Annotated in this window: 17 protein-coding genes and 1 tRNA gene; 8 read left to right on the top strand and 10 right to left on the bottom strand. The window is 72.2% G+C overall.

Features of this window, described 5'->3' with window-relative positions:
• Window positions 1–18: 18 nt before the first annotated feature.
• A complete protein-coding gene (locus BMY61_RS06855) occupies window positions 19–1257 on the bottom strand; it encodes an alpha/beta hydrolase family protein (protein WP_042454204.1) in 1239 nt (412 codons plus the stop codon).
• A 109-nt stretch (window positions 1258–1366) separates the two neighbouring features.
• Window positions 1367–2083, bottom strand: a complete 717-nt coding sequence (locus BMY61_RS06850; protein WP_042454206.1) for a GbsR/MarR family transcriptional regulator — start codon at window positions 2081–2083, stop codon at window positions 1367–1369.
• Window positions 2084–2316: 233 nt separating this feature from the next.
• On the opposite strand from BMY61_RS06850, the gene BMY61_RS06845 reads away from it, so the two are divergent.
• Entirely contained in the window at window positions 2317–2982 is a 666-nt protein-coding gene (locus tag BMY61_RS06845; protein ID WP_042454207.1) for a DUF4097 family beta strand repeat-containing protein, read from the top strand.
• A gap of 33 nt (window positions 2983–3015) precedes the next feature.
• On the opposite strand, the gene BMY61_RS48315 is transcribed toward BMY61_RS06845, so the two are convergent.
• Window positions 3016–4020 (bottom strand): helix-turn-helix domain-containing protein, encoded by a 1005-nt coding sequence (locus tag BMY61_RS48315; RefSeq protein WP_042454209.1) that lies wholly within the window; start codon window positions 4018–4020, stop codon window positions 3016–3018.
• Between the two features lie 134 nt (window positions 4021–4154).
• Between BMY61_RS48315 and BMY61_RS06835 the strand changes: the two genes are divergently transcribed.
• Window positions 4155–4826, top strand: a complete 672-nt coding sequence (locus BMY61_RS06835) for a hypothetical protein (protein ID WP_042454211.1) — start codon at window positions 4155–4157, stop codon at window positions 4824–4826.
• Between the two features lie 44 nt (window positions 4827–4870).
• Here BMY61_RS06835 and BMY61_RS06830 read toward each other — a convergent pair whose 3' ends face one another.
• The 3 genes from BMY61_RS06830 to BMY61_RS06820 form a co-directional block, all read right to left on the bottom strand.
• On the bottom strand, window positions 4871–6346 hold the full coding sequence (locus BMY61_RS06830) for an aminopeptidase P family protein (RefSeq protein ID WP_042454212.1): 1476 nt from the start codon (window positions 6344–6346) through the stop codon (window positions 4871–4873).
• A 274-nt stretch (window positions 6347–6620) separates the two neighbouring features.
• Window positions 6621–7901: a PP2C family protein-serine/threonine phosphatase gene (locus BMY61_RS06825; protein WP_042454214.1), complete on the bottom strand. Its 1281-nt coding sequence runs from the start codon at window positions 7899–7901 to the stop codon at window positions 6621–6623.
• A 254-nt stretch (window positions 7902–8155) separates the two neighbouring features.
• Complete coding sequence (locus BMY61_RS06820; protein ID WP_143094207.1) at window positions 8156–8821, bottom strand: glycosyltransferase family protein; 666 nt, start codon at window positions 8819–8821, stop codon at window positions 8156–8158.
• Window positions 8822–9172: 351 nt separating this feature from the next.
• Between BMY61_RS06820 and BMY61_RS06815 the strand changes: the two genes are divergently transcribed.
• Entirely contained in the window at window positions 9173–9826 is a 654-nt protein-coding gene (locus tag BMY61_RS06815; protein WP_042454216.1) for a bifunctional DNA primase/polymerase, read from the top strand.
• Window positions 9827–10048: 222 nt separating this feature from the next.
• Here the strand turns inward: BMY61_RS06815 and BMY61_RS06810 are convergent, their stop codons facing one another.
• The 4 genes from BMY61_RS06810 to BMY61_RS06795 all read right to left on the bottom strand — a co-directional run bounded on the left by BMY61_RS06810 (window position 10049) and on the right by BMY61_RS06795 (window position 14204).
• Window positions 10049–11023, bottom strand: coding sequence for a DUF5926 family protein (locus tag BMY61_RS06810; protein ID WP_042454218.1), 975 nt, complete (start codon window positions 11021–11023; stop codon window positions 10049–10051).
• A 111-nt stretch (window positions 11024–11134) separates the two neighbouring features.
• Window positions 11135–11626 carry an ATP-binding protein gene (locus BMY61_RS06805; protein WP_052439125.1) on the bottom strand — a complete coding sequence of 164 codons (492 nt, stop codon included), beginning with the start codon at window positions 11624–11626 and terminating at the stop codon, window positions 11135–11137.
• A gap of 274 nt (window positions 11627–11900) precedes the next feature.
• The gene (locus BMY61_RS06800) at window positions 11901–12734 is read right to left on the bottom strand and encodes a glycerophosphodiester phosphodiesterase (protein ID WP_042454220.1); all 834 of its coding nucleotides are present in this window, start codon (window positions 12732–12734) and stop codon (window positions 11901–11903) included.
• 105 nt (window positions 12735–12839) lie between these two features.
• Complete coding sequence (locus tag BMY61_RS06795; protein WP_042454222.1) at window positions 12840–14204, bottom strand: purine-cytosine permease family protein; 1365 nt, start codon at window positions 14202–14204, stop codon at window positions 12840–12842.
• Window positions 14205–14491: 287 nt separating this feature from the next.
• On the opposite strand from BMY61_RS06795, the gene BMY61_RS06790 reads away from it, so the two are divergent.
• The 5 genes from BMY61_RS06790 (at window position 14492) to BMY61_RS06770 (ending at window position 20295) form a co-directional block, all read left to right on the top strand.
• Window positions 14492–16186 carry a S1C family serine protease gene (locus BMY61_RS06790; protein WP_075003783.1) on the top strand — a complete coding sequence of 565 codons (1695 nt, stop codon included), beginning with the start codon at window positions 14492–14494 and terminating at the stop codon, window positions 16184–16186.
• A 79-nt stretch (window positions 16187–16265) separates the two neighbouring features.
• Window positions 16266–16352: transfer RNA gene (locus tag BMY61_RS06785), tRNA-Ser, on the top strand.
• A gap of 407 nt (window positions 16353–16759) precedes the next feature.
• Complete coding sequence (locus BMY61_RS06780; RefSeq protein ID WP_042454224.1) at window positions 16760–17947, top strand: serine hydrolase domain-containing protein; 1188 nt, start codon at window positions 16760–16762, stop codon at window positions 17945–17947.
• A 122-nt stretch (window positions 17948–18069) separates the two neighbouring features.
• Window positions 18070–19794, top strand: a complete 1725-nt coding sequence (locus BMY61_RS06775; protein ID WP_042454229.1) for a DUF885 domain-containing protein — start codon at window positions 18070–18072, stop codon at window positions 19792–19794.
• Between the two features lie 183 nt (window positions 19795–19977).
• Complete coding sequence (locus BMY61_RS06770; protein ID WP_042454230.1) at window positions 19978–20295, top strand: hypothetical protein; 318 nt, start codon at window positions 19978–19980, stop codon at window positions 20293–20295.
• Window positions 20296–20305: the final 10 nt, after the last annotated feature.

Raw genomic sequence — 20305 nt, 5'->3', positions numbered from 1 at the left:
CGGCGGCCCACCGTGCGTTCAGCGCTGCCCGGCCAGGGTCTCGAACCAGCGCAGGATCTGCGGGTAGGCGCGGTACGCGGAGTGGGGATGGTCGACGTGTCCGACGTTCACCAGCGGTGCGTCCACACCGTGCGCGCGCAGCGAGCGGTCGCAGGAGACGGCGTTGCCGAAGGCGACGTCGGTGTCGCGGTCGGCGGCGTAGAGGCGGACCGGCACCCGCGGCGTCCAGTCGGTGCAGACCGCGTCCGCGGTGCGCAGCATCGCCGCGAAGGCCCCGGTCGGGTGCTGCAGCAGGGCGAGGAACTTCGGCGTCAGCAGCGCCTGCGGGTTCGGCGCGAGCGCGGCGACGATCTGCTGGTCGGTGTGGTCGCCGTCGAAGAGCGGCGCGAGGGTCTTGTCGTACGGGGCGCGGAACGCCTCGGACGGTGAGTGGTAGAGCGGGTGCAGCCGGTTCCACGCCGTCAGCACGTAGGCCAGGTAGAACGCTGCGGTCGGCGGTGCGAGGCGTCCGTCGAACGCGGCCGGCAACTCCTGGCCGCTCAGGTCGTAGGGGCCGCTGACCGGGGCGAGCCCCGCGAGCCGGAAGCCGGGCGCGTCCCCGCGCTGCGCGGCGCGGGCCACGCCCATCGCGGCCGCGCCGCCCTGGGAGAACCCGGTCGCGTAGAGCCGTCCGTCCAGACGTTCCCCGTGCCTGGCGGCGACGGTGCGGGCCGCGCGCAGCAGGTCGACGGAGGCCGTCGTCTCGGAAGCGACGTCCATGTACGGGTGCGCACCCGGACCGACGCCGAGCCCGAGGTAGTCCGGGGCGACCCCGGCGAAGCCCTGCGCGGCGAACATCACCGGCACCGCCCGGTCCGGCCCGTTCGAGACGGAGGGTGCGTCGCCCCGGTAGGGCATGGTCCCGTGCGTGTACTCCACCGTGGGCAGGGCCCGGTCTCCGGCGTCGTGCGGCAGCGCGAGCACGCCGCTGGCGGTGGTCGCCCGCCCCTGCGGGGTCACCGTCCGGTAGACGATCCGGTAGGCGTCGACGCCGTCGCGCCCGTCGGGAACGGCGAAGCCGTTCTCCCGCGCGTACCGGGTGGCCTGTGCGGCGGTGAGGTGGTCGATCGGGGTGACGCGGACGACGTCGCCGCGCCGTGAGACCGTCTGCGAGGCCGTCGGCGCCGCCGCGGCGAAGGCGGGTGCCGCCATCCCGCAGGCGAGGGCAAGAGCTGCGGCGAGGGCGGCGAAACGGGCTCCGAGCTTGGTGCTTCGCATGAGGGTTCTGCCTTCTGCAGGTCGTGTGGTGACGTCCACTCACACTTCCAGCGCGGCCCGACCCGGACCATCCGGCCATTCCCCGCCTCGGGGGTGGGGAGAACCCCCGTCAGTCCTCCCGGGTGGTCGCGGGCTTGCTGTGGAGGATGTCGCGGGCCTGCCCCGCCGCGCGCAGGATCGTCTCGCTGATGAAGTCGCTGAAGCGGGCGATGTTCTCCAGCCGGGTGGCGGCGGGGCTGTCGCGACCCACGACGGCGACGCCCTGACGCGCGGTCGCGGCGACCGTCGCGATGCCCTGGGCACTGGCGATGGTGGACTGGTACCAGACGTCCTCGTCGACGAAGTAGCGTTCGCGGCGGCGCTCGTCGCGTTCGCGGCGGACCAGGCCCTGCTCCTCGAGGAAGCCGATCGCCTTGGACACGGAGGCGGGGCTGACCTCCAGGTGCTGGACGAGCTCGGCGGCGGTGATGCCGTCGTCGGCGGTCATCAGCCGGGTCATCACGCGGGCGGTCATCCGAGGCAGGCCCTGGCTCATGAGCAGGGTCGTGAACGTCTCCTCGTAGGCGCGCAGGGCCTCGTCGCGGGCGTCGTCCGAAATGCCCTGCCCGCGCGGCGCGGTGGCCTTGCGGCGGCGGGCGCGGTGCTCGGTGGCGCGGTGGGCGAGGTCGGCCCGGTAGGCGTTCGGACCACCGTTGCGGTCGACCTCGCGCGTGATCGTCGAGGTGGGACGGTCCAGACGCCGTGCGATCTCGGCGTACGCGAGATCGTCGGCCAGCCCCAGCGCGATCTGCTGGCGTTCCTGCTGGGTGAGTCGGCCTCCCGGCACCTGCGGTCTCCCTCCGTCCGTCCCCGACGCGGCCAGCATAGCGTTCAGGTCCATCCAATGCAACGACGACGGTGATCTGTCATTGCGTTAGATTCCGTCTCGTTGCAACGAAATAGTGGTTCTGAACTGCGCATATCTAAGTTGGATGCAACGAAGTCATTGCGCTGTGCGGGAACGCAACGTAGCGTTTCTCATGTCGGAAACGCCGACCAGTGCACCCACCGGAGAGCATCATGCAGAAGTTCGACACCCCCGCCGCGATCGCCGCCGTCGTCGAGATCGCCGCCGGGCGGGTCCAGGTCATCGCCGCCGACCGGACCGACACCGTCGTCGAGGTCCGCCCCGCCGACCCGGGCAAGGGCCGCGACGTCAAGGCCGCCGAGAACACCACCGTCGCGTTCGACGGCGGCGTGCTGCGGATCAGCACCCCCGAGCCCCGCAACCAGCTCTTCGGCCCCTCCGGCTCGGTGGAGGTCACCGTCCAGCTGCCCGCCGGCTCCAGCGTCACCGGCCGCACCGACGCCTGCGAACTGCGCGGCGTGGGCCGCCTGGGCGCGGTCGACTTCGAGGGCGCCTACCGCCAGATCAAGATCGACGAGGCCGCCGGCGTCCGGCTGGCCGCCGTCGACGGCGACGTCGAGATCGGCCGCCTGAACGGCGCCGCCCAGATCACCACCAACCGCGGCGCCATCCGCATCGCCGAGGCCACCGTGGGGGCCGTCGTCCTGCACACCCACATGGGCGACATCACCGTCGGCGCCGCCCCGGGCGTCTGCGCCACCCTCGACGCCGGCACCGGCCACGGCCGCGTCGCCAATGCCCTGAAGAACGACGGCACCCCCGGCCTCGACATCCGCGCCACCACCGGCATGGGCGACATCACCGCCCGCAGCCTCTGACGGCCCGATCCGAGGGGAATCGTCGGACAGGCCCTACGAGGCCACCCGGCCGAACGCCCGCCGGTACGCCGTCGGCGTGGTCCGCATCGTCCGGGTGAAGTGGTGACGGAAGGTGGCGGCGCTGTCGAACCCGACAGCCGTCGCCACCTCCTCGATCGGCGCGGACCCGGACTCCAGCAGAGGCAGGCTGGCCGCGACGCGCTGCGCGATCACCCAGCGCATCGGGCTCGTCCCGTTCCGGCCGGCGAAGTGCCGCAGGTAGGAGCGTTCCGACATGCCGGCCACCTGGGCCAGCCGGGAGACCGTCAGTGGGGCCGCGAGGCGCTCCATCGCCCAGGCCATGCTGCGCGCGACGCCGTCCTCCTCCGGGCGCAGCGGGCCGACCGCCGCCTCGATGAACTGGGCCTGGCCGCCCTCCCGGTGCGGCGGCACCACGAACCGGCGGGCGACGGTGTTGGCCACCTGCGCGCCGTGGTCCGCGCGGACCAGGTACAGGCACAGGTCGATGCCGGCGGCGCTGCCGGCACTGCTCAGCACGTCGCCGTTGTCGACGTAGAGGACGTCCGAGTCGACCTCGACATCCGGGTACTGGGCGGCCAGCAGGTCCGCGTAGCGCCAGTGCGTGGTCGCCCGACGGCCCGTCAGCACGCCGGCCGCGGCGAGTGCGAACGCGCCCGAGCAGATGGAGACCAGCCGCGCACCCCGCGCGTGTGCCTGGCGCAGCGCCGCGACCAGCGCGGGCGACACCTCGCCGCCGGCGCGCGCCACCCCGGGGACGATCACGGTGTCCGCGGCGGCCAGGGCGTCCAACCCGTGCTCGGCCTTGAGGCTGAACCCGCCCACGGCCCGCAGATCCCGCCCGGGCTCCTCGGCGCAGACCTTCAGCTCGTACCAGGGCAGATCCCCGAGCTCGGGCCGAGCCAGCCCGAACACCTCGACCACCACCCCGAGTTCGAACGGGGCCATGCCGTCGAAAGCCAGCACGGCCACGGTGTGCACGGACGCGGGCTGCCTGGTCAGGACGAGGTCGACGGCCATGACGCGACCTTATCCCGCTGTTACGTGATCAAGACGGTTCGGGCAGAGAGCAGTGACGGCCGGTCCGATCTAATGGTGATCGCAGCGAGGCGCGACACAGCGCGCCTCACCGAGGAACCCTGGGGGGTCCAGTCATGCGTGCTCTGCGTTCGTCCCGCGCCGCCAAGTTCGCCGCCGTCGCCGCTGTCGCGCTCGGTCTGGCCGCCGGGGCCACCGGCACCGCGAACGCGGCCGGCCACACCTCCCCGTGGCTGACCGGCGCCCAGATGCCGCAGACGTCCGCCTTCCACTGGCAGGCGGAGCCGAAGACCCGCTACACCACCACGGGCGAGTTCCAGTGGCTCTACACCTGCGGTGCGGCCGACCCGACCCACGAGCTGCACAGCAGCTCCGTCTCGGTCGAGCAGTACGGCACCAAGGCGCGCCACGTTCAGGGCAGCGAGGTCCTCTTCCACTTCTCCAGCGCCGCCAAGGCCAAGGCCGCGCTCAAGCGGATCGAGTTCGACTACGCGACCTGCGTCGGCCGTCTCGACCACGGCGCGGTGGACATGCAGACCGGCAAGCCCGTGCACGCCCGCGTCGACCGCACCGCGTGGATCCAGGACGGCGTCTCCTACCGGGTGGAGATCCGCAACAAGCTGGGCCGTCCGGCCGAGCTGCCCGACCTGCCGTCGGACGCGCAGGAGTTCTTCGTCCAGCGCGGCAACACGGTCTCCTTCGTCACCGTCGAGGGCACCAACCCGCACCTCGACGTGACCGCCGGCTCGCTCAACGTCCTCAAGACGATGGCCGCGCGGCTCGGCTGAACCACGCGGCCATGACCGCTGACTGATCGACCCGATGGCGGGCCTCAGCTGTTGAGGCTCGCCATCCAGCTTTCGACCTCGTCGGCGGTGCGCGGGAGCGCCGCCGAGAGGTTGCGGTTGCCGTCGGCGGTGACCAGGATGTCGTCCTCGATCCGGACGCCGATGCCGCGGTACGCCTCCGGCACGGTCAGGTCGTCGGCCTGGAAGTACAGACCCGGCTCGACGGTGAGGACCATGCCCGGCTCCAGCACGCAGTCGACGTAGGACTCGACGCGCGCCTGGGCGCAGTCGTGGACGTCCAGGCCGAGCATGTGGCCGGTGCCGTGCAGCGTCCAGCGGCGCTGCAGGCCCAGCTCCAGCACCCGCTCGACCGGGCCCTCGAGCAGACCCCACTCGACCAGCCGCTCCGCGAGCACCTGCTGCGACGCCTCGTGGAAGTCGCGGTAGCGCGCACCCGGCTTCACGGCCGCGATGCCGGCCTCCTGGGCGTCGTAGACGGCCTGGTAGATCTTCCGCTGCAGCTCGTCGAACTCGCCGTTGATCGGCAGGGTGCGGGTGACGTCGGCGGTGTAGAGCGTCGTCGTCTCCACGCCGGCGTCCAGCAGCAGCAGCTCGCCCGGGCGGACCTGGCCGTCGTTGCGGACCCAGTGCAGCGTGGTCGCGTGCGGACCGGCGGCGCAGATGGAGCCGTAGCCCACGTCGTTGCCGTCGACCCGGGCGCGCCGGAAGAAGGTGCCCTCGATCCACCGCTCCGAGGTGGCGACGGCCTGCGCGAGCTCCCGCACGACGTCGGTGAAGCCCTTGGTGGTCGCGTCGCAGGCGGCCTGCAGCTGCGCGATCTCCCACTCGTCCTTGACCAGGCGCAGCTCGCTCAGGAAGACCTTGAGCTCGGCGTCGCCGTGCTTGGTGGTGTGCGGAGCGAGGGCGGCCTCGATCCCGGCGTCGTACCCGCGCACGACGCGGGTGACGGCCGGGTGCTCCTCGGCGCGCTCGGCCAGCTCCGCCGCGGCCTCGCGCACGTCCCGGGCGGGCAGCCCGAGCAGCGTCTCCGCCTCGGCGAGGCTGTGGCGGCGGCCGACCCACAGCTCCCCCTGGCCGCTGAGCCAGAACTCGCCGTTCTCACGGTTGGAGCGCGGCAGCAGGTACAGGTACGCGTCGTGCCCGTCGCCCTGCGGCTCCAGCACGAGGACCGCGTCCTCGGTCTGGTCGCCGGTCAGGTGCACGTACTCCGTGGCGGCGCGGAAGCTGTACTCGGTGTCGTTCGACCGGGTCTTCAGGTTCCCGGCCGGAACCACCAGCCGCTCGCCCGGGAACCGCGCGGAGAGCGCGGCGCGACGCTTGGCCGCGTACGCGGACTGCTCGGCGGGCACGAGGTCCCGCAGCTCCGTGTCGGCCCAGCCGGCCTTCATGACGGCGGTCAGCTCGTCGGAGATGGCCGGGTACAGGCCGTTCTTCCGCTGCTTGATCGCCTGCGGCGCGGCCTCTTCGGTCTCCTCGGGCGCGAGGTTCTCCTCGGTCACGCTCTGTCGCCTCCTCGTGGTACGGGGAACACGCGCACGAATGTCAGGGGTGTCCTGGGCACGCGGTCCGTACAAGGGTACGGCGGAAGGGTGGGTTCATAACAGTCGTTGGGTAACTTGCACTGTCCAGGGGCGCGGGGAACTGCGCGACAAGCCACGCACGCAGGTAGAGCCCCGAACGCGCAGGGCCATCTGCTCGTCAGTGGTCGTTCGCGCCCACGCGGCGGAGCCGCACGGGCAGAGCCTCGCGCCCCCGGAAGGTGCAACCGGGCGCCTACTCGAACCTGGCTGCCAGCAGGACCACGTCGTCCTCGCCCGGGTCCGGTCGCGGCGTGCCGAGGCAGGTTTCCAGGAGGTGGTCGCAGAAACGTTCCGGGTCGTGGCGGATGTCGCGCGGTGCCTCCGCCGCCGCCGCGCGCAGGCGAGCCTGGCCGGCGTGGAGGGAGCTGCCGCAGCGGCGGGCGAGCCCGTCGGTGTAGAGCAGCAGCAGATCGCCGCGGTCCGCGCGCAGCTCCACGCCGGGCGCCTCCCAGCAGCTCAGCATGCCCAGGGGTGCGCTCAGGGAGGTCTCCACGAACGAGGCGCCGAACGAGGTGACCAGCAGCGGCGGGCACTGGCCGGCCCCGGCCAGGGAGAGCCGGCGCGCGCCCGGTTCGACGTACGCGTACAGCGCCGTCGCACTGCGGGCCGCCTCCGTGCTCTTCAGCAGCAGCTCCAGATCGCCGAGCACGGCGACCGGGTCCTCGCCCTCCAGCACGGCGTACGCGCGCAGCGCCGCGCGCAGGCGGCCCATGGCGGCCGCCGAGTCGGGGCCGCCCCCGGTGACGCTGCCGACGCTGAGGGCCAGCGCGCCTTCCGGCAGGGCGATCGCGTCGTACCAGTCGCAGCCGCCCGCGCCGTCGAGCCCGGCGGGGACGCAGCGCGCGGCGAGCCGCATGCCGGGGGTCCGCGGCAGCGCGTTGGGGAGCAGGCCGCGGCGCAGCGCGTCAGCGGTCCGGCGCAGGCGGTCCCGGTCGACCTCCTTGGCCAGGATGCGCGCGGCGGAGGCGCAGTAGAGCCCGGCGAGGCGCTGTTCGCGCTCGCTCGGCTGGGTGGGGGTGTCGTAGAACCAGACCACGGAGCCGAGGTCGGCCAGCGGCTGGGCGTAGGACGCGGCGATGCCGAGCTGGACCGCGACCTCCTGGAAGCGGTCGCCGGTCGGTTCGCCCGCGCTCGGGCGCAGGACCTGGGCGGTGGGGACGGTCTCCAGCGCGCCGAGGTCGGCGCGGTCGAGGCCGAGGCCGAGGGTGGTGAAGGGGTGGGTGAGCAGGAGCATGCCCCGGCTGGCGCCGACCAGGGCCGCGCCGTCGGTGAGGACGCCGTTCAGTGCCGCGGTGAGGTCGGGTGCGCTGCCGAGCCGGTCGGTCAGGTCGTAGAGGGTGGTCAAATCAGCCAGGGGGTCGGCGGAGCGCTCGCGCATGGCACAGATCTGCTCGCCGCTGATCGTTTCAGCAGGGCCGGCGGGCGCGGGGAGGCCCAGGGCCGTGGGCGGAGTGGTGGTCTGGGGCTCAGCCATGGTCCGCACCTGCGAAAACTACAAAGAGTGATGCTGGATTCTTAGTGGATTGTCTGAATTGAATCACTATGCACCCCCATGTCATGCCATACGGCAATTAATGAGTCTCTTCTACACACACCGATCGGGTGATGTCCAGAACTGTCCGCTGCCGGGTGGTTGGTGTCTTTGCCCGAATATTTGGCCGAAAAACATCGGTGCGAATGATCGTTTATCAGATCGAGTTCTGTTACCGGCTGCGATGATCCGGCTGGTCACCGACGTTCCCGCAGCGCCCGGGCCACCTGCCGCCGCCCGCGCCAGCCGCGGGCCCGGTGCTCCCTCGGTGCTTCGAGCACGACCGGAAGGACCGTCCGTCCGGCCCGCAGCAGATCGGCGACCGCACCGGGCAGTGCCCCCGCACCCGCCGCCGGCGGCCAGCTCAGCGACCAGGCCGCGTGGCTCAGGCAGTACTCGCCCGACAGGACCCCCGGCAGGACCAGCCCGGCCCGCTCCAGGCCCCGCCTGGACAGCCGGGCCGCCGCGTCCCCGCGCCCGCCGCCGACGGCCACCGTGGCGTCCGCCCGGCCCGCCACGACGGGCCCGAGCAGGGTCAGCGCCTCCGTGACCCGTTGCTGGCGGCCCGCGTCCAGGAACAGCAGCGGCAGAGGTGCGTATCCGGCCAGGGCCGAGGCGTCCGCGGGCACCGCCGCGCCGCTGTCGGCGGCGACCCGCCGGGTGGAATCGGTCGAGGCGCTCGGGCCGGATTCCAGCACCACCACCGCCCGTACGCCCGGTAGGGCGCGCGCGGCCAGCACCGTCAGGGCGATCCGACCCGCGTCGTTGTGGGCGGGCACCACGACGACGCATTCGGGTGCGTTGTCCGGAACGGGAATTGATGCGGAATCAGCCTCGTGGGCCGATGCAGAGTCCGGGGCCATCCCCGGATGGTACGGTCCCCGCCGCTCCGCGACACCCCCGCGTCGATCCCTCTAGCAGACCCGTTCGCACACCGCCGGGGGAATACCCCGAACGGAGGAACCATTGGCGCTCACCGTGCGTCATTCCGGACGATGCGTCAGTCTCGTCCCAGAACGTGCTCGCGCGAGCCTTCGATGGGTAGAGAACCGGTAGGGGCGGCATCGCCCGGGCCGGAAGGTCCTGGTAGCCGGATGTCACCGCCGTCCCGCGCCCGTCCCGTCGGCTTCCACGAGCCCGTCGGGCGTGGTGCGCTTCTCGTTGCGCGAGGTCACGTACCGATCCTTGACCGTCACGGAAAGGAACGAGTGCTCATGCGCGGGGTATCAACACTCGTCAGCAAGGTGGGTCGGCTCCGCTCCCGGGCGCGACTCCGCGGCGCGGCCAGGATCGCTTCCCAGGGGTGGGGTTGGCCGGTGCTGCCCGGAGTCGGCCTCGGAGCGGACGGCGGCTGCCGCTGCCCCCGGCCGGACTGCCTGATTCCCGGGGTCCATCCGCACGACCCCAAACTGCTCGCCGCGACGACGGACGACCGGATGATCCAGTGGTGGTGGTCGCGCCGTCCGCAGGCGCCGGTCCTGGTCGCCACGGGGGGCAAGGTCTGCGCGCTCAGCCTGCCCGCCGAGGCCGGTGCGCGGGTCCTGGACTACTTCGACGCGCTGCACGTCCGCACCGGGCCGGTGATCGCGACACCGACGCGCTACGTGCTGCTGGTGGCGCCGTACTCGTTCCCGGAGCTGGCCGAGCTGCTGGAGACCCAGGAGTGGGTGCCGACCAGCCTGCGCTACCACGGCCCCGGCGGCTTCGTCGTGCTCCCGCCCTCGCGCACCGCGTCGGGCGCGCTGCGCTGGGTCCGCCGCCCGGCGTCCTCGCAGCGGCGGCCATGGCTGCCCGCGGTGGGCGATCTGGTGGAGGCACTGGTCGCGGCGAGCGTCGCCGCACCGGACGGGGCGACGCTCGCGCCCTGAGCGGCTGAGCGCCCCGAGCACGTGTATCAGGAAAAGGAAAAGGCCCGGCCGCTGGCGACGGGGGATGCACCAGCGACCGGGCTGTTCAAACCGTAACAAACTCTGGCCCGCAAGCAAATTCCCTGAGGCCGTCGATTTGTGCGGAATTATCGACTCCACCGGGTGAATGTGATGCAGATCACTTGACCTGGTGGTGTGTCGACTGCCGAAAGTGAGACCAATTCAGCTGAGCGTCACCTGGCGGCTGGTGAGCGAGGCCCGCGCCTTGCGCTGCTCCGGCGTCAGCGGCTCGGTCACCGCGAGCGCGGCGGCCAGGCGCTCGGCGAACTCCGCGGCCGGCTTCTCGACGTCCGCGGCGGTGACGCTCTGCGGCAGGTCCCAGACCGGCACGACCAGGCCGTGCGCACGGAACGAGCCGACCAGCTTGGTGCCCTCGCCGAGCGAGGCCTCGCCGGCCGCGGCGAGCCGCGCGAGCGCGTCGAGCAGCGCCTCCTCGGCGTGCGGCATCACCCAGCGCAGGTGGTTGCGGTCCGGCGCGGCGCACCAGTAGGCCTGCGGCACCGACTCCAGCTTGGCGGTCGGGATGATCGCCGCGTTGGCCTGCTCCAGCGAGGCGGCGACCTCGCCGGTCGCGGTGCTCGGGTCCTCCAGCCAGAACTCGAAGCCGGACCGCACGTCCGGCTCGAACGCGGCGTCCAGGTCCAGCAGTTCCTGCAGGCGCGGCCCACCGGGCGCCGGGCGGCGCGGCGGCACGGGGTTGCCCGGCTCGGCGGCCAGCGCCTGGACCAGCGCGTCGGCGAGGTCCCGGCTCAGGTCGCCGGAGGAGGTCTGCGTCTGCAGGCCCAGCAGCACGCTGCCGTCCTGACGGCGCATGGCCGGCCAGGCCATCGGCAGCACGGTCGCGAGCGTCACCGACGGCACGTCACCGGCTGCGGTGGCGAGCGTCTCCGGGTTCACCGTCAGGGCGACGGTGGCGGCCGGCACGAGCTCGCGGAGCGCGACCCAGTCGCCCTCGCCCGGCAGGCCCTCGAACGGGCGCTGCACCAGCTCCGTGACAGCGTGTGCCGCCTCCCGCCCGTGGCACGCCTTGTAACGACGGCCCGACCCGCAGGGACAGGCTTCCCGCGCGCCGACGACGGGCACCGGCCCGTCGGTCACGGCCGCGGCGGAGCGGAGGGGGGCCTTCTTCTTGGCCATGGTGCGAACTCCCGAGGGGAACGGAACGTGTCTCCCTGAGAGCCTAGAGGTAGTTGCACCCTCCCAGGCGGCGCAGCCGCCCCCCTGGACGGTGCAACTGGGCGGCGGTGCCTAACTGGCTGCCGCGGCCGGGGGCTCCTCCCGGCGGGCGTGGCGGGCACGGACGCGGAGGACGGCCCATACGGTGACCTCGCCCGGGGCGTCGTCGCGGACGCCCCACTCCGAGGCCAGTTGACCGACGATCCCCAGCCCGCGGCCGCCCTTCGCCGTCAGGGACGGACTGCCGCGACGCGGCCGCGTCGGGCCGCCGCCGTCCGTCACCTCGACGGTCAGCAGGCCGTCGCTGTGCAACTCCCAACCCACCACTACTTCTTCGTGCTCCTGCGGAGCCGGCTTCCGCTCCAGCGGTCTCGCATGCCGACAGGCATTGCTGAGCAGTTCCGACAGGATCAGTACCGCGTCGTCTATGACGGGCTCGGGGACCAGGTGTTCACCGAGATCCTCGCGCAGCCTCCGTCGCGCGGCACGCACACTCTCCGGACCATGAGGCACTGCCATGGTCGACGAAGAAGTCGGCACATCATGCGCCACCACCACGGCCACCCCCGGACCTCCTCCTTCGTCTTGCGCCAGGGTGTGAATGCCCGGTGCGGGCAAGTCGAAAACTGAAAACAAGGCAACCCTGCGTGCTTTCCGGGGGCTCACTGCGCGCGCAAGGAGCGCATTTCACAGCGCGTCACTACGCCGTTACGCTATGCGGTCACTCGTGGTCGGAAAATGTGCTTCCGGCCAGGGTCCAGAGGAATTTCCAGCCATTCCGGACGAATGGATCGGGCCATCGGCCGGAATGAACCCCATGACTCGGCAGGGGCTCGGTCTACCGTCCGAGCTGGTCGAGAACCCGCCGCGGGTGGTTGGTGATGATCGCCTCGACGCCCAGGCGCAGGCACAGTTCGACGTCCTCCGGATCGTCCACCGTCCACACGTGGACGCGGTGCCCGGCCCGGTGCAGCGCGGCGACGTAGCCGGGATTGGCGCGGACCAGGTCGATGCCGGGGCCGGCGATCCGTGCGCCGTGCGGGAGCGAGCCGTCGCGCAGCCACGGCAGGACGCGCTCCATCAGGAAGACCGTCGGGAGCTCGGGCGCCATCTGCCGGACCCGCTTGAGCGAGAGCTGCGAGAAGCTCATCACCCGCACCGGCGACGGGCCGTCAGCCTTGCTCGGCACCAGGCCGAACCGGTGCAGCAGCTCCAGCAGGCGCTTCTCCACCAGACCCGCGTAGCGGGTGGGGTGCTTGGTCTCGATGGCCAGCTCCACCCGACGGCCCGCGTCGGCGTGCAGTTCGAGCAGGCGCTCCAGCGTCAGGACGCGGGTGTGCTCGGGAGAGGTCCAGTCGGCCTCCTCCGGCGCGTCGGTGCCGTTCGCCTTCCAGGCGCCGAAGTCGAGCTCGGAGAGCTGGGCCAGCTCCAGCGTGGAGACGACCCCGCGCCCGTTCGACGTCCGGTTGACGGTGCGGTCGTGCACGCAGACCAGGTGGCCGTCGGCGGTGAGCCGCACGTCGCACTCGAGTCCGTCCGCGCCCTGCTCCAACGCCAGCTGGTAGGCGGCGAGGGTGTGCTCGGCGAAGGTGCCGGAGGCGCCGCGGTGGGCGATGACCGTCGTCTGCGCGCGGTTGGGGACGAGGGTCCGGGGGCTGGGCTGGCTGTGCACGCCTCCACCTTAGGCGGCGCGCGTGTACGCGAGGTGAACGCGCTGCCCCCGGACCTTCGCGCAGGTCAGACGCTGGTCAGGTGCCGTGGTCCGGTCACGCGCCGGTCAGGCGCCGCGGCGGCGCAGCGCCGGAGCGAGCGCCAGGGTGACCCCTCCCGCGATGAGGAAGGAGAAGAGCGAGGCCGAGGTCCACGAGGTCGGGTGGATGTGGGTGAACTTCTGCGCGTTCGCCCAGAAGTCCGTCCACCACGCGTACGGCAGCGTCGCGGGGTTGATCAGCTCGTAGAGGACGAAGCCCAGTGCCCACGGCAGCAGCATCAGCCAGCGCGTCGGCGCCGTCTCGCTCATGTCCCAGCCGTCGCGGCCGCGGCCGAGGAAGAAGTCGACCGCCAGCACCGCCAGCAGCGGCACGAAGAACGCGCCGATCAGGCCGAGGAAGGCGTAGTAGGTGTTGGTGAAGCCGTCGATCGAGAGCGCGCACGCCGTGACGACCGCGCCGATGCCCAGCGTCAGCCAGCGCCGGTCCACCTTCGGGAAGAGGTTGTGGATCGACATGGCCGTCGAGTAGACGTTCGCGAACGACTGGTCCGCCTCACGCAGCACCAGCACCAGGAAGAAGATCCAGCCGGCGGTCAGGCCGGTGAAGGTCGAGAAGATCTTGTTCGGGTCGCCGCCGACCTGCGTCAGCGCGATCGCGCCGACCACGTAGCACCACACCTGCGCGACGGTGTAGCCGGTGAAGGTGCCCCAGAAGGAGCCCTTGCCGCTCTTCGAGTGGCGCGTGTAGTCGGCCGCCAGCGGCACGAAGGAGATGGAGACCGCGACCACGTAGTCGGTGGCCTGCAGGAAGCCGTTCCAGTTGCCGCCGCCGGGGTTCTGCACCCCGTGCCGGGCCAGCTGGACGGTGAAGTAGAGCATCGAGACGCCGACGGCGACGGCCACGTAGCGGCGCAGCGCCGCGATCGAGCCGAGCGGCCAGATCGTCATCGTGGTGGTCAGCAGGCCGGCCAGGACGACGTAGACCCAGCGCGGGATGCCCCCGTAGAGCGCCTGGGCGCCCTGGGTGATCACGATCAGCTCGTAGACGCCCCAGCCGATGCACTGGAGGATGTTCAGCACCGTCGGTACATAGGAGAGGCGGGTGCCGAACAGGCCGCGCAGCACCGCCATGGCGGGAGCGCCGGTCCGGGCGCCGATCAGCGCCGCGAGCGCGAGCATGAGCGTGCCGACCACGGTGCCGACGACGATGGCGGTGATCGAGGCGGCCAGCGCCAGGTTCTTGCCCTCGCCGTTGACCATCACGGTGGCCGCGCTGGAGAACCCGATCAGGCTCACGCCCAGGTTGGCCCAGAAGGCCGCCTGGTCGCGGAACCCGAGGGTGCGCGGCGGGGCGGTGTCGAGGACGAGCGGCGCCTCGGGGCGCGCCTCGTGGGACGCCTTCGAGGCGTCGTCGTGCAGGGTCGCGGACATGGCCGTCTACAGAGCTCCCTACGCCGGCATTACCCGGTCAGGTTCAGGCGGTCGGCGGCCCTGCCGCGTCTGCGGCTCGCTGCCCTCTCAGCCCGGATCAAGGTCCAAGCTCCCGCGCATATGATGCGTGTGTTCGAGGGCATGGTAAGCCGTCCCGCCGGCGGGGCCAAGAGCATCGCCGCAGTTCGGACAACGAGACGGTGCTCAGCGCACGGCTGGGATTTACGATGCCCCGACAGCGTGTGCGGAATGCTAGGGACGTTGGTCCCTCAACAAGGAGGTCGTTCGTGAGCACCGAGCACGAGGGCGCGCCCGAGGGGATGGAGTCCCCCGCCCCCGCTGCGGTTCCGGCGGACAGCACGGATCGTCCGGTGGATCAGGCGCCTGCGAGCAGCCCCGTCGAGCCCCCGGCCGACCCCGACCTGGCCGGTTACCCGGCGCCTGCGGCGCCCGCGGCCGAGGTCGAGGCCGAGTCGGTCGAGCCTGCCGCCACCGCGCAGCTCCCCGCGTTCGTGGAGCCGCCTGCGTCCGCCGCCGCGTCCGCCGCCGCACCGGCGGCGAGCGAGGACAGCGCGCCCACGCAGCCGCTCCCGCAGCCGCCCGTCCCGCCGTACCAGCCGCAGGCCGCCGCCCACGCGCAGCCGGCTCCCGGCTACCCGACCGCACCGCCCGCCGCGCAGCCCACCGCTCCGGCCCAGCCGTACGGCGCGCCGCCGCTGCCGCCGGCTCCTCCGACGCAGCCCCCCACCACGCCGCCCACCGCCACGGGCGGCGCTTTCGGCGGGCAGCCGCCGTACGACGCCGGTGTCGGCCCCTACGGCATGTACGGGGCGGGCGTGCCCTACGAGAAGCCCAAGAAGGGCAGCCGTCGCGGCACCTTCATCGCCGTGCTCGCGGCGACCGCGATCCTCGCGGGCGGCCTCGGCGGCGGCATCGGTGCCTGGATGGAGAGCCGCAACTCCGGCGGCACCGAGGCCAGCACCACCGTCTCCAGCAGCACCGACCCGAAGGCCCTCAGCCGCGCCCCGGGTTCGATCGCCGCGATCGCGCAGAAGGCGCTGCCGAGCGTCGTCACCATCGAGGCGAGCGGCTCCTCCGAGTCGGGCACCGGCACGGGCTTCGTCTTCGACACCCAGGGTCACATCCTCACCAACAACCACGTCGTCGCCCCCTCGCTGGGCGGCGGCAAGCTCACGGTGAAGTTCGCCGACGGCTCGAGCTACGGCGCCTCCGTCGTCGGCCGCGCCCAGGGCTACGACGTCGCGGTGATCAAGCTGGACTCCACCCCGAAGGAGCAGTTGGTCCCGCTCCCGCTGGGCGACTCGGACGCGGTCCAGGTCGGCGACACCACCATCGCCATCGGCGCGCCCTTCGGGCTCTCCGGCACGGTCACCTCCGGCATCGTCAGCGCCAAGAACCGCCCGGTCGCCTCCGGCGACCAGACGGGCGCGCAGACGTCCTACATGAACGCGCTGCAGACGGACGCCTCGATCAACCCGGGCAACTCCGGCGGTCCGCTGATGAACGGCGAGGGCCAGGTCATCGGCATCGACTCGGCGATCCAGTCCACCGGCCAGTCCTCCGGCGGCGGCCAGTCCGGCAGCATCGGCCTCGGCTTCGCCATCCCGATCAACCAGGCCAAGTGGGTGGCCCAGCAGCTGATCAAGACCGGGGTCCCGGTCTACCCGATCATCGGCATCCTCCGCGACGACACCTACACCGGCGACGGCGCCCGGATCAACACCAGCGCCGTCCAGGGCACCCCGCCGGTCACTCCGGGTGGTCCCGCCGACAAGGCCGGTCTGAAGCCGGGCGACATCATCACCTCCCTCGACGGCGTCATCATCGACTCCGGTCCGACCCTGGTCAGCGAGATCTGGGCGCACCACCCGGGCGACAAGGTCTCCGTCACCTACACCCGCAACGGGCAGACCCACACGACGACCCTCACCCTCGGCTCCCGAACCGGTGACAACCAGTAATCGCCACCACTTGCGGCCCGACTCGTGAGAAGATCCCTGGCGTGGACCGTGATCGCATACGATCACCCCGTTCACACCAGGAGTCTTGCCCGAGCGGCCTAAGGGAACGGTCTTGAAAACCGTCGTGGCTTCACCGCCACCGTGGGTTCAAATCCCACAGACTCCGCCGTAGAGCAGCCCCCGACCAGCGACAACGGTCGGGGGCTGCTTCGTGCCCGGCCCTGGAAGGGGTCCGGGGACCGCGCGAGCTGTGCAGGATCGCCCCGGCGGGAGCCTCCGGGGATCCGGGCGTTGCGCGACCGAGTGCCACGAGCGCCTCCCGCAGGTCCGTGGCCGGCTCCCCGAGGACGATCGCGCTGAGGACCAGTTCGAGCATCGCGCGATCGAACTCGTCGTCGGCGTGCCGATACCTGTCCGCTTTCCCCTCGACCGCCGCCGAGGCGATCCGCCCCACGGGGTGGTGCCAGGGCCACCGGGAAGACGGGTCCCGGCGACAGCGACGGGCGTCATGTGCTCCGGAAGGCTGAGGGGTGTCCGGAGGGGACGTGTACGAGGGAGTCGGGAGGGGTTGCGGTGAAGCTCAACGGATCCGTGCGGGCCGGGTTGGTTGCGGTGGCGTCGGCGGTCGTGGTGGGGGTCGCGGTGACGCCGGCCGTGGCGGCCGGAGGGGGCGCCGCGCCGGGGTTCGGGCAGCCGGACGGTGTGGCGCTGCAGGCGGCGATCGGTGGGTTGCCGAACCCCGTCATCACCGGCTCGGTGGTCGAGGTCAGTGGTACGGACGGCAGTTGGAGCGGGGTGTCCGGGCTCGGTGACGTGGCGGAGGGGACCGCGCCCGCGCCGGACGCGCGGTTCAGGATCGGCAGCGTGACGAAGATCTTCACCGCGATCGTCACCCTGCAACTGGTCGCCGAGCACCGGGTCGCGCTCGACGGGACCGTCCAGCAGTACCTGCCCGGCGTCCTGCCGGCGGACTTCCCGCCGATCACCGTCGCCGAGCTGCTCAACCACACCAGCGGTCTGCCGGCCGTGGACATCGGCGACGACGAGGCGGACAACGCCGGCTTCGTCGCGCATCGCTTCGAGCACCCCACGCCCGCGCAGGTCGAGGCCGCGCTCGACGGTGAGCAGATGAGCTTCGCGCCCGGCACCGAGCAGCAGTACAACGGGGTCGACGACTACCTCCTCGGCACTCTCGTCGAGCAGGTCACCGGCCACAGTTACGCCTCCGAGGTCGAGCGGCGCATCATCCGCCCGCTGCGGCTCGGCGCCACCGAGGTGCCCGCCGCCACGGACGACGGCATCCGCGGGCCGAAGCTCCACGGATACCTGGCCGTCGGGACCGGCGGCGGCGCGACGCAGCTCGTGGACGTGACCCGGCAGAGCCCCTACCCCTGGGCCGAGGGCGGCATGATCTCCTCGGCGGGCGACCTGAGCACGCTGATGAAGGGCCTGCTCGACGGGCGGCTGCTGCCGGGAGTCGAGTTGAACGACATGTTCACCGTTCCTGACGTCGCGTACGTGGGCCACAGCCAGTGCCAGTTGGGCAACCCCGGGCGTGCCTGCTTCGGCATGGGCCTGATGAGCGCGACGATCAACGGCGTCACGCTCTGGGGCAAGACGGGCTCGCGACCGGGCTACACCGACGGCGCGTTCGTGACGCGGGACGGCGCGCGGGTGCTGGTCTACGCGTTCACGCCCACCAGCGAGACCGCCGACACGAACCGCTTCGTCCTCGGCATCGCCCGCGCCGCGCTGAGTTGACCAGCAGTCAGCCCTCCGTCCAGGCGACAGGCCTCAGTGGCTTGCGCGCCGCCCGGATCCGGGCCATTGCCCGCGCCGGGGCGGGCTGGTCCGAGCCGCCCCGGCGCGGCAAGGTGTGCGCCATGGCAGACTCCTTCCTCCCGCCCTCGGTGGACACCGCGACCCACGCTCCGGCGGCCACCACGCCGCGGCAGATCGCCGACGCGTACCTGGACCGGATGGTTCGTCAGCAGCCGGTCATCGCGGCCCGGCTGGGCGTCGATCCGGGCGGCAGGCGACAGCCGGACCTCTCGCCCGACGGCTTCGACGAGGAGGCGGCGATCGCGCGGGAGGCCCTGGCCCGGCTGGCCGCCCTGCCGGAGGCGGCCTTCGGCGCCAAGGCGGAGGCGTCCTGCGCGCGGTTGCTGCGCGAGCGGCTCACCGCCCGCCTCGCCGTCCACGACGCCGGCGACCACTTCCGTTCGCTGAACAACATCACCGCGCCGATCCACGGCGTGCGCGGGATCTTCCTGTCGACGCCGACGGCGACCGACGACGACTGGGCCGCCCAGGTCGACCGCATGCGTGAGGTCGCGGGGGCCGTCCAGGGCTATCGGGCGACGCTCGCCGAGGGGCTGCGGAGGGACCTGGTGAGCGGTCCGCGGCAGGTGGCGACCGTGGTCACCCAGCTGGGGGCGTGGTTCGAGGACCAGGACAGCTGGTACGCCGGGTTCGCGCGCGACTGCCCCGAGGCGCTCCGCCCGGGGCTGGACGCCGCCGCAACCCGGGCCGCGGACTCCGTGGCCTCGTTCCGCGGCTGGCTGCGCGAGGTCTACGCCCCGGCCGCCGCCGGGCGGCCGGACATCGCCGGACGCGAGCTCTACCAGCGGTCGGTGCGGTCGCACACCGGTGCGGAGCCGGACCTGGCGGAGGCCACCGCGTGGGCATGGGAGGAGTTCCACCGTCTCGAGGGAGAGATCCGGGCCGAGGCCGACCGGGTCGAGCCCGGTGCCACACCGCAGGAGGCCATCGCGCACCTGGAGGTCGAGGGACACGCGGTCGAGGGCGTCGAGGAGGTCCGCGCCTGGCTCCAGGGCGTGATGGACGAGGCCGTCGACGCGCTCGACGGCACGCACTTCGACATCCGCGGCCCGCTGCGCCGGGTCGAGTCCCGGATCGCCCCGGTGGGCACCGCGGCCGCCCCGTACTACACGCGGCCCAGCCTGGACTTCTCCCGCCCGGGCCGCACCTGGCTGCCGACGCTGGGCCGGGAGCGGTTCCCGACCTGGCAGTTGGTCAGCACCTGGTACCACGAGGGCGTCCCGGGGCATCATCTGCAGCTGGCCTCCTGGGTCGCGGCGGCGGACTCGCTCTCCCGGTACCAGGTGGCCCTGGGCACGGTCAGCGCGAACGTCGAGGGCTGGGCGCTGTACGCGGAGCGCCTGATGGACGAACTCGGCTTCCTCGCCGATCCGGGCCGCCGTCTGGGGTTCCTGGACCACCAGATGATGCGGACCATCCGCGTGATCATCGACATCGGCATGCACACCGGCGCCGTGATACCGGCCCACTCCCCGTTCCATCCGGGCGAGACCTGGACGCCGGAGCTGGCCTCCGCGTTCTTCGCCGCCCACAGCGGGGTCCCGGCGAAGATGCGGGAGAGCGAGATCATCCGCTATCTGGGCTGGCCGGGCCAGGCCATCGGCTACAAGCTCGGCGAACGCGTCTGGCGCCAGGGCCGCGCCGCCGCGCAGGCGGCGAAGCTGGCCCGCGGCGAGACCTTCGACCTGAAGTCCTGGCACATGCGCGCCCTGGCCCAGGGCAGCTTCGGCCTCGACGACCTGGCCGACGAACTCGCGGCGCTGTGAAAGGAAACCAGCGGATGGGTAACCGCTCGGGCGCCGGTTATGCGTGCTCCGTACCCGATCCACACCAAAGGGCGAAATGGACTGACAGGTCTGGCTCTTTGTCGATTCGTTGAGGAATTCTGGCAGTGCGACGTCGCAGTCCGCGCAAGTCCGAAGTACCGCAGAGCCAGCCAGGAGGACCGCATGTCCCGTATCCGTACCGCTCTCGTCGCCGTCCCGCTCGCCGCCGCCGCGCTCCTGCTCGGGGCCGGGGCCGCGTCCGCCGACAACGGGGCGTTCGCGGGTGGGGGTTCGACCAGCAGCACCACCACCAGCTCCGTGACCGACACCGGGTCGGGGAACCTCTCCGGGTGGGTGGACGGCAACGCGAACTGGTCGCAGCAGACCGCGAACGGTTCCGGTGCGTCGAACCAGAACAACACCCTTGGCGTGAAGGGCAACAGCGGCCAGCTCTTCAGCAACCAGTCCAACAGCAATGTGCGGATCGTGTTCGGCGGCTAGGCCGGCCGGT

Source organism: Streptacidiphilus jiangxiensis (assembly GCF_900109465.1).
GTDB lineage: Bacteria > Actinomycetota > Actinomycetes > Streptomycetales > Streptomycetaceae > Streptacidiphilus > Streptacidiphilus jiangxiensis.
This window is presented reverse-complemented; position numbering and strand designations above follow the sequence as displayed.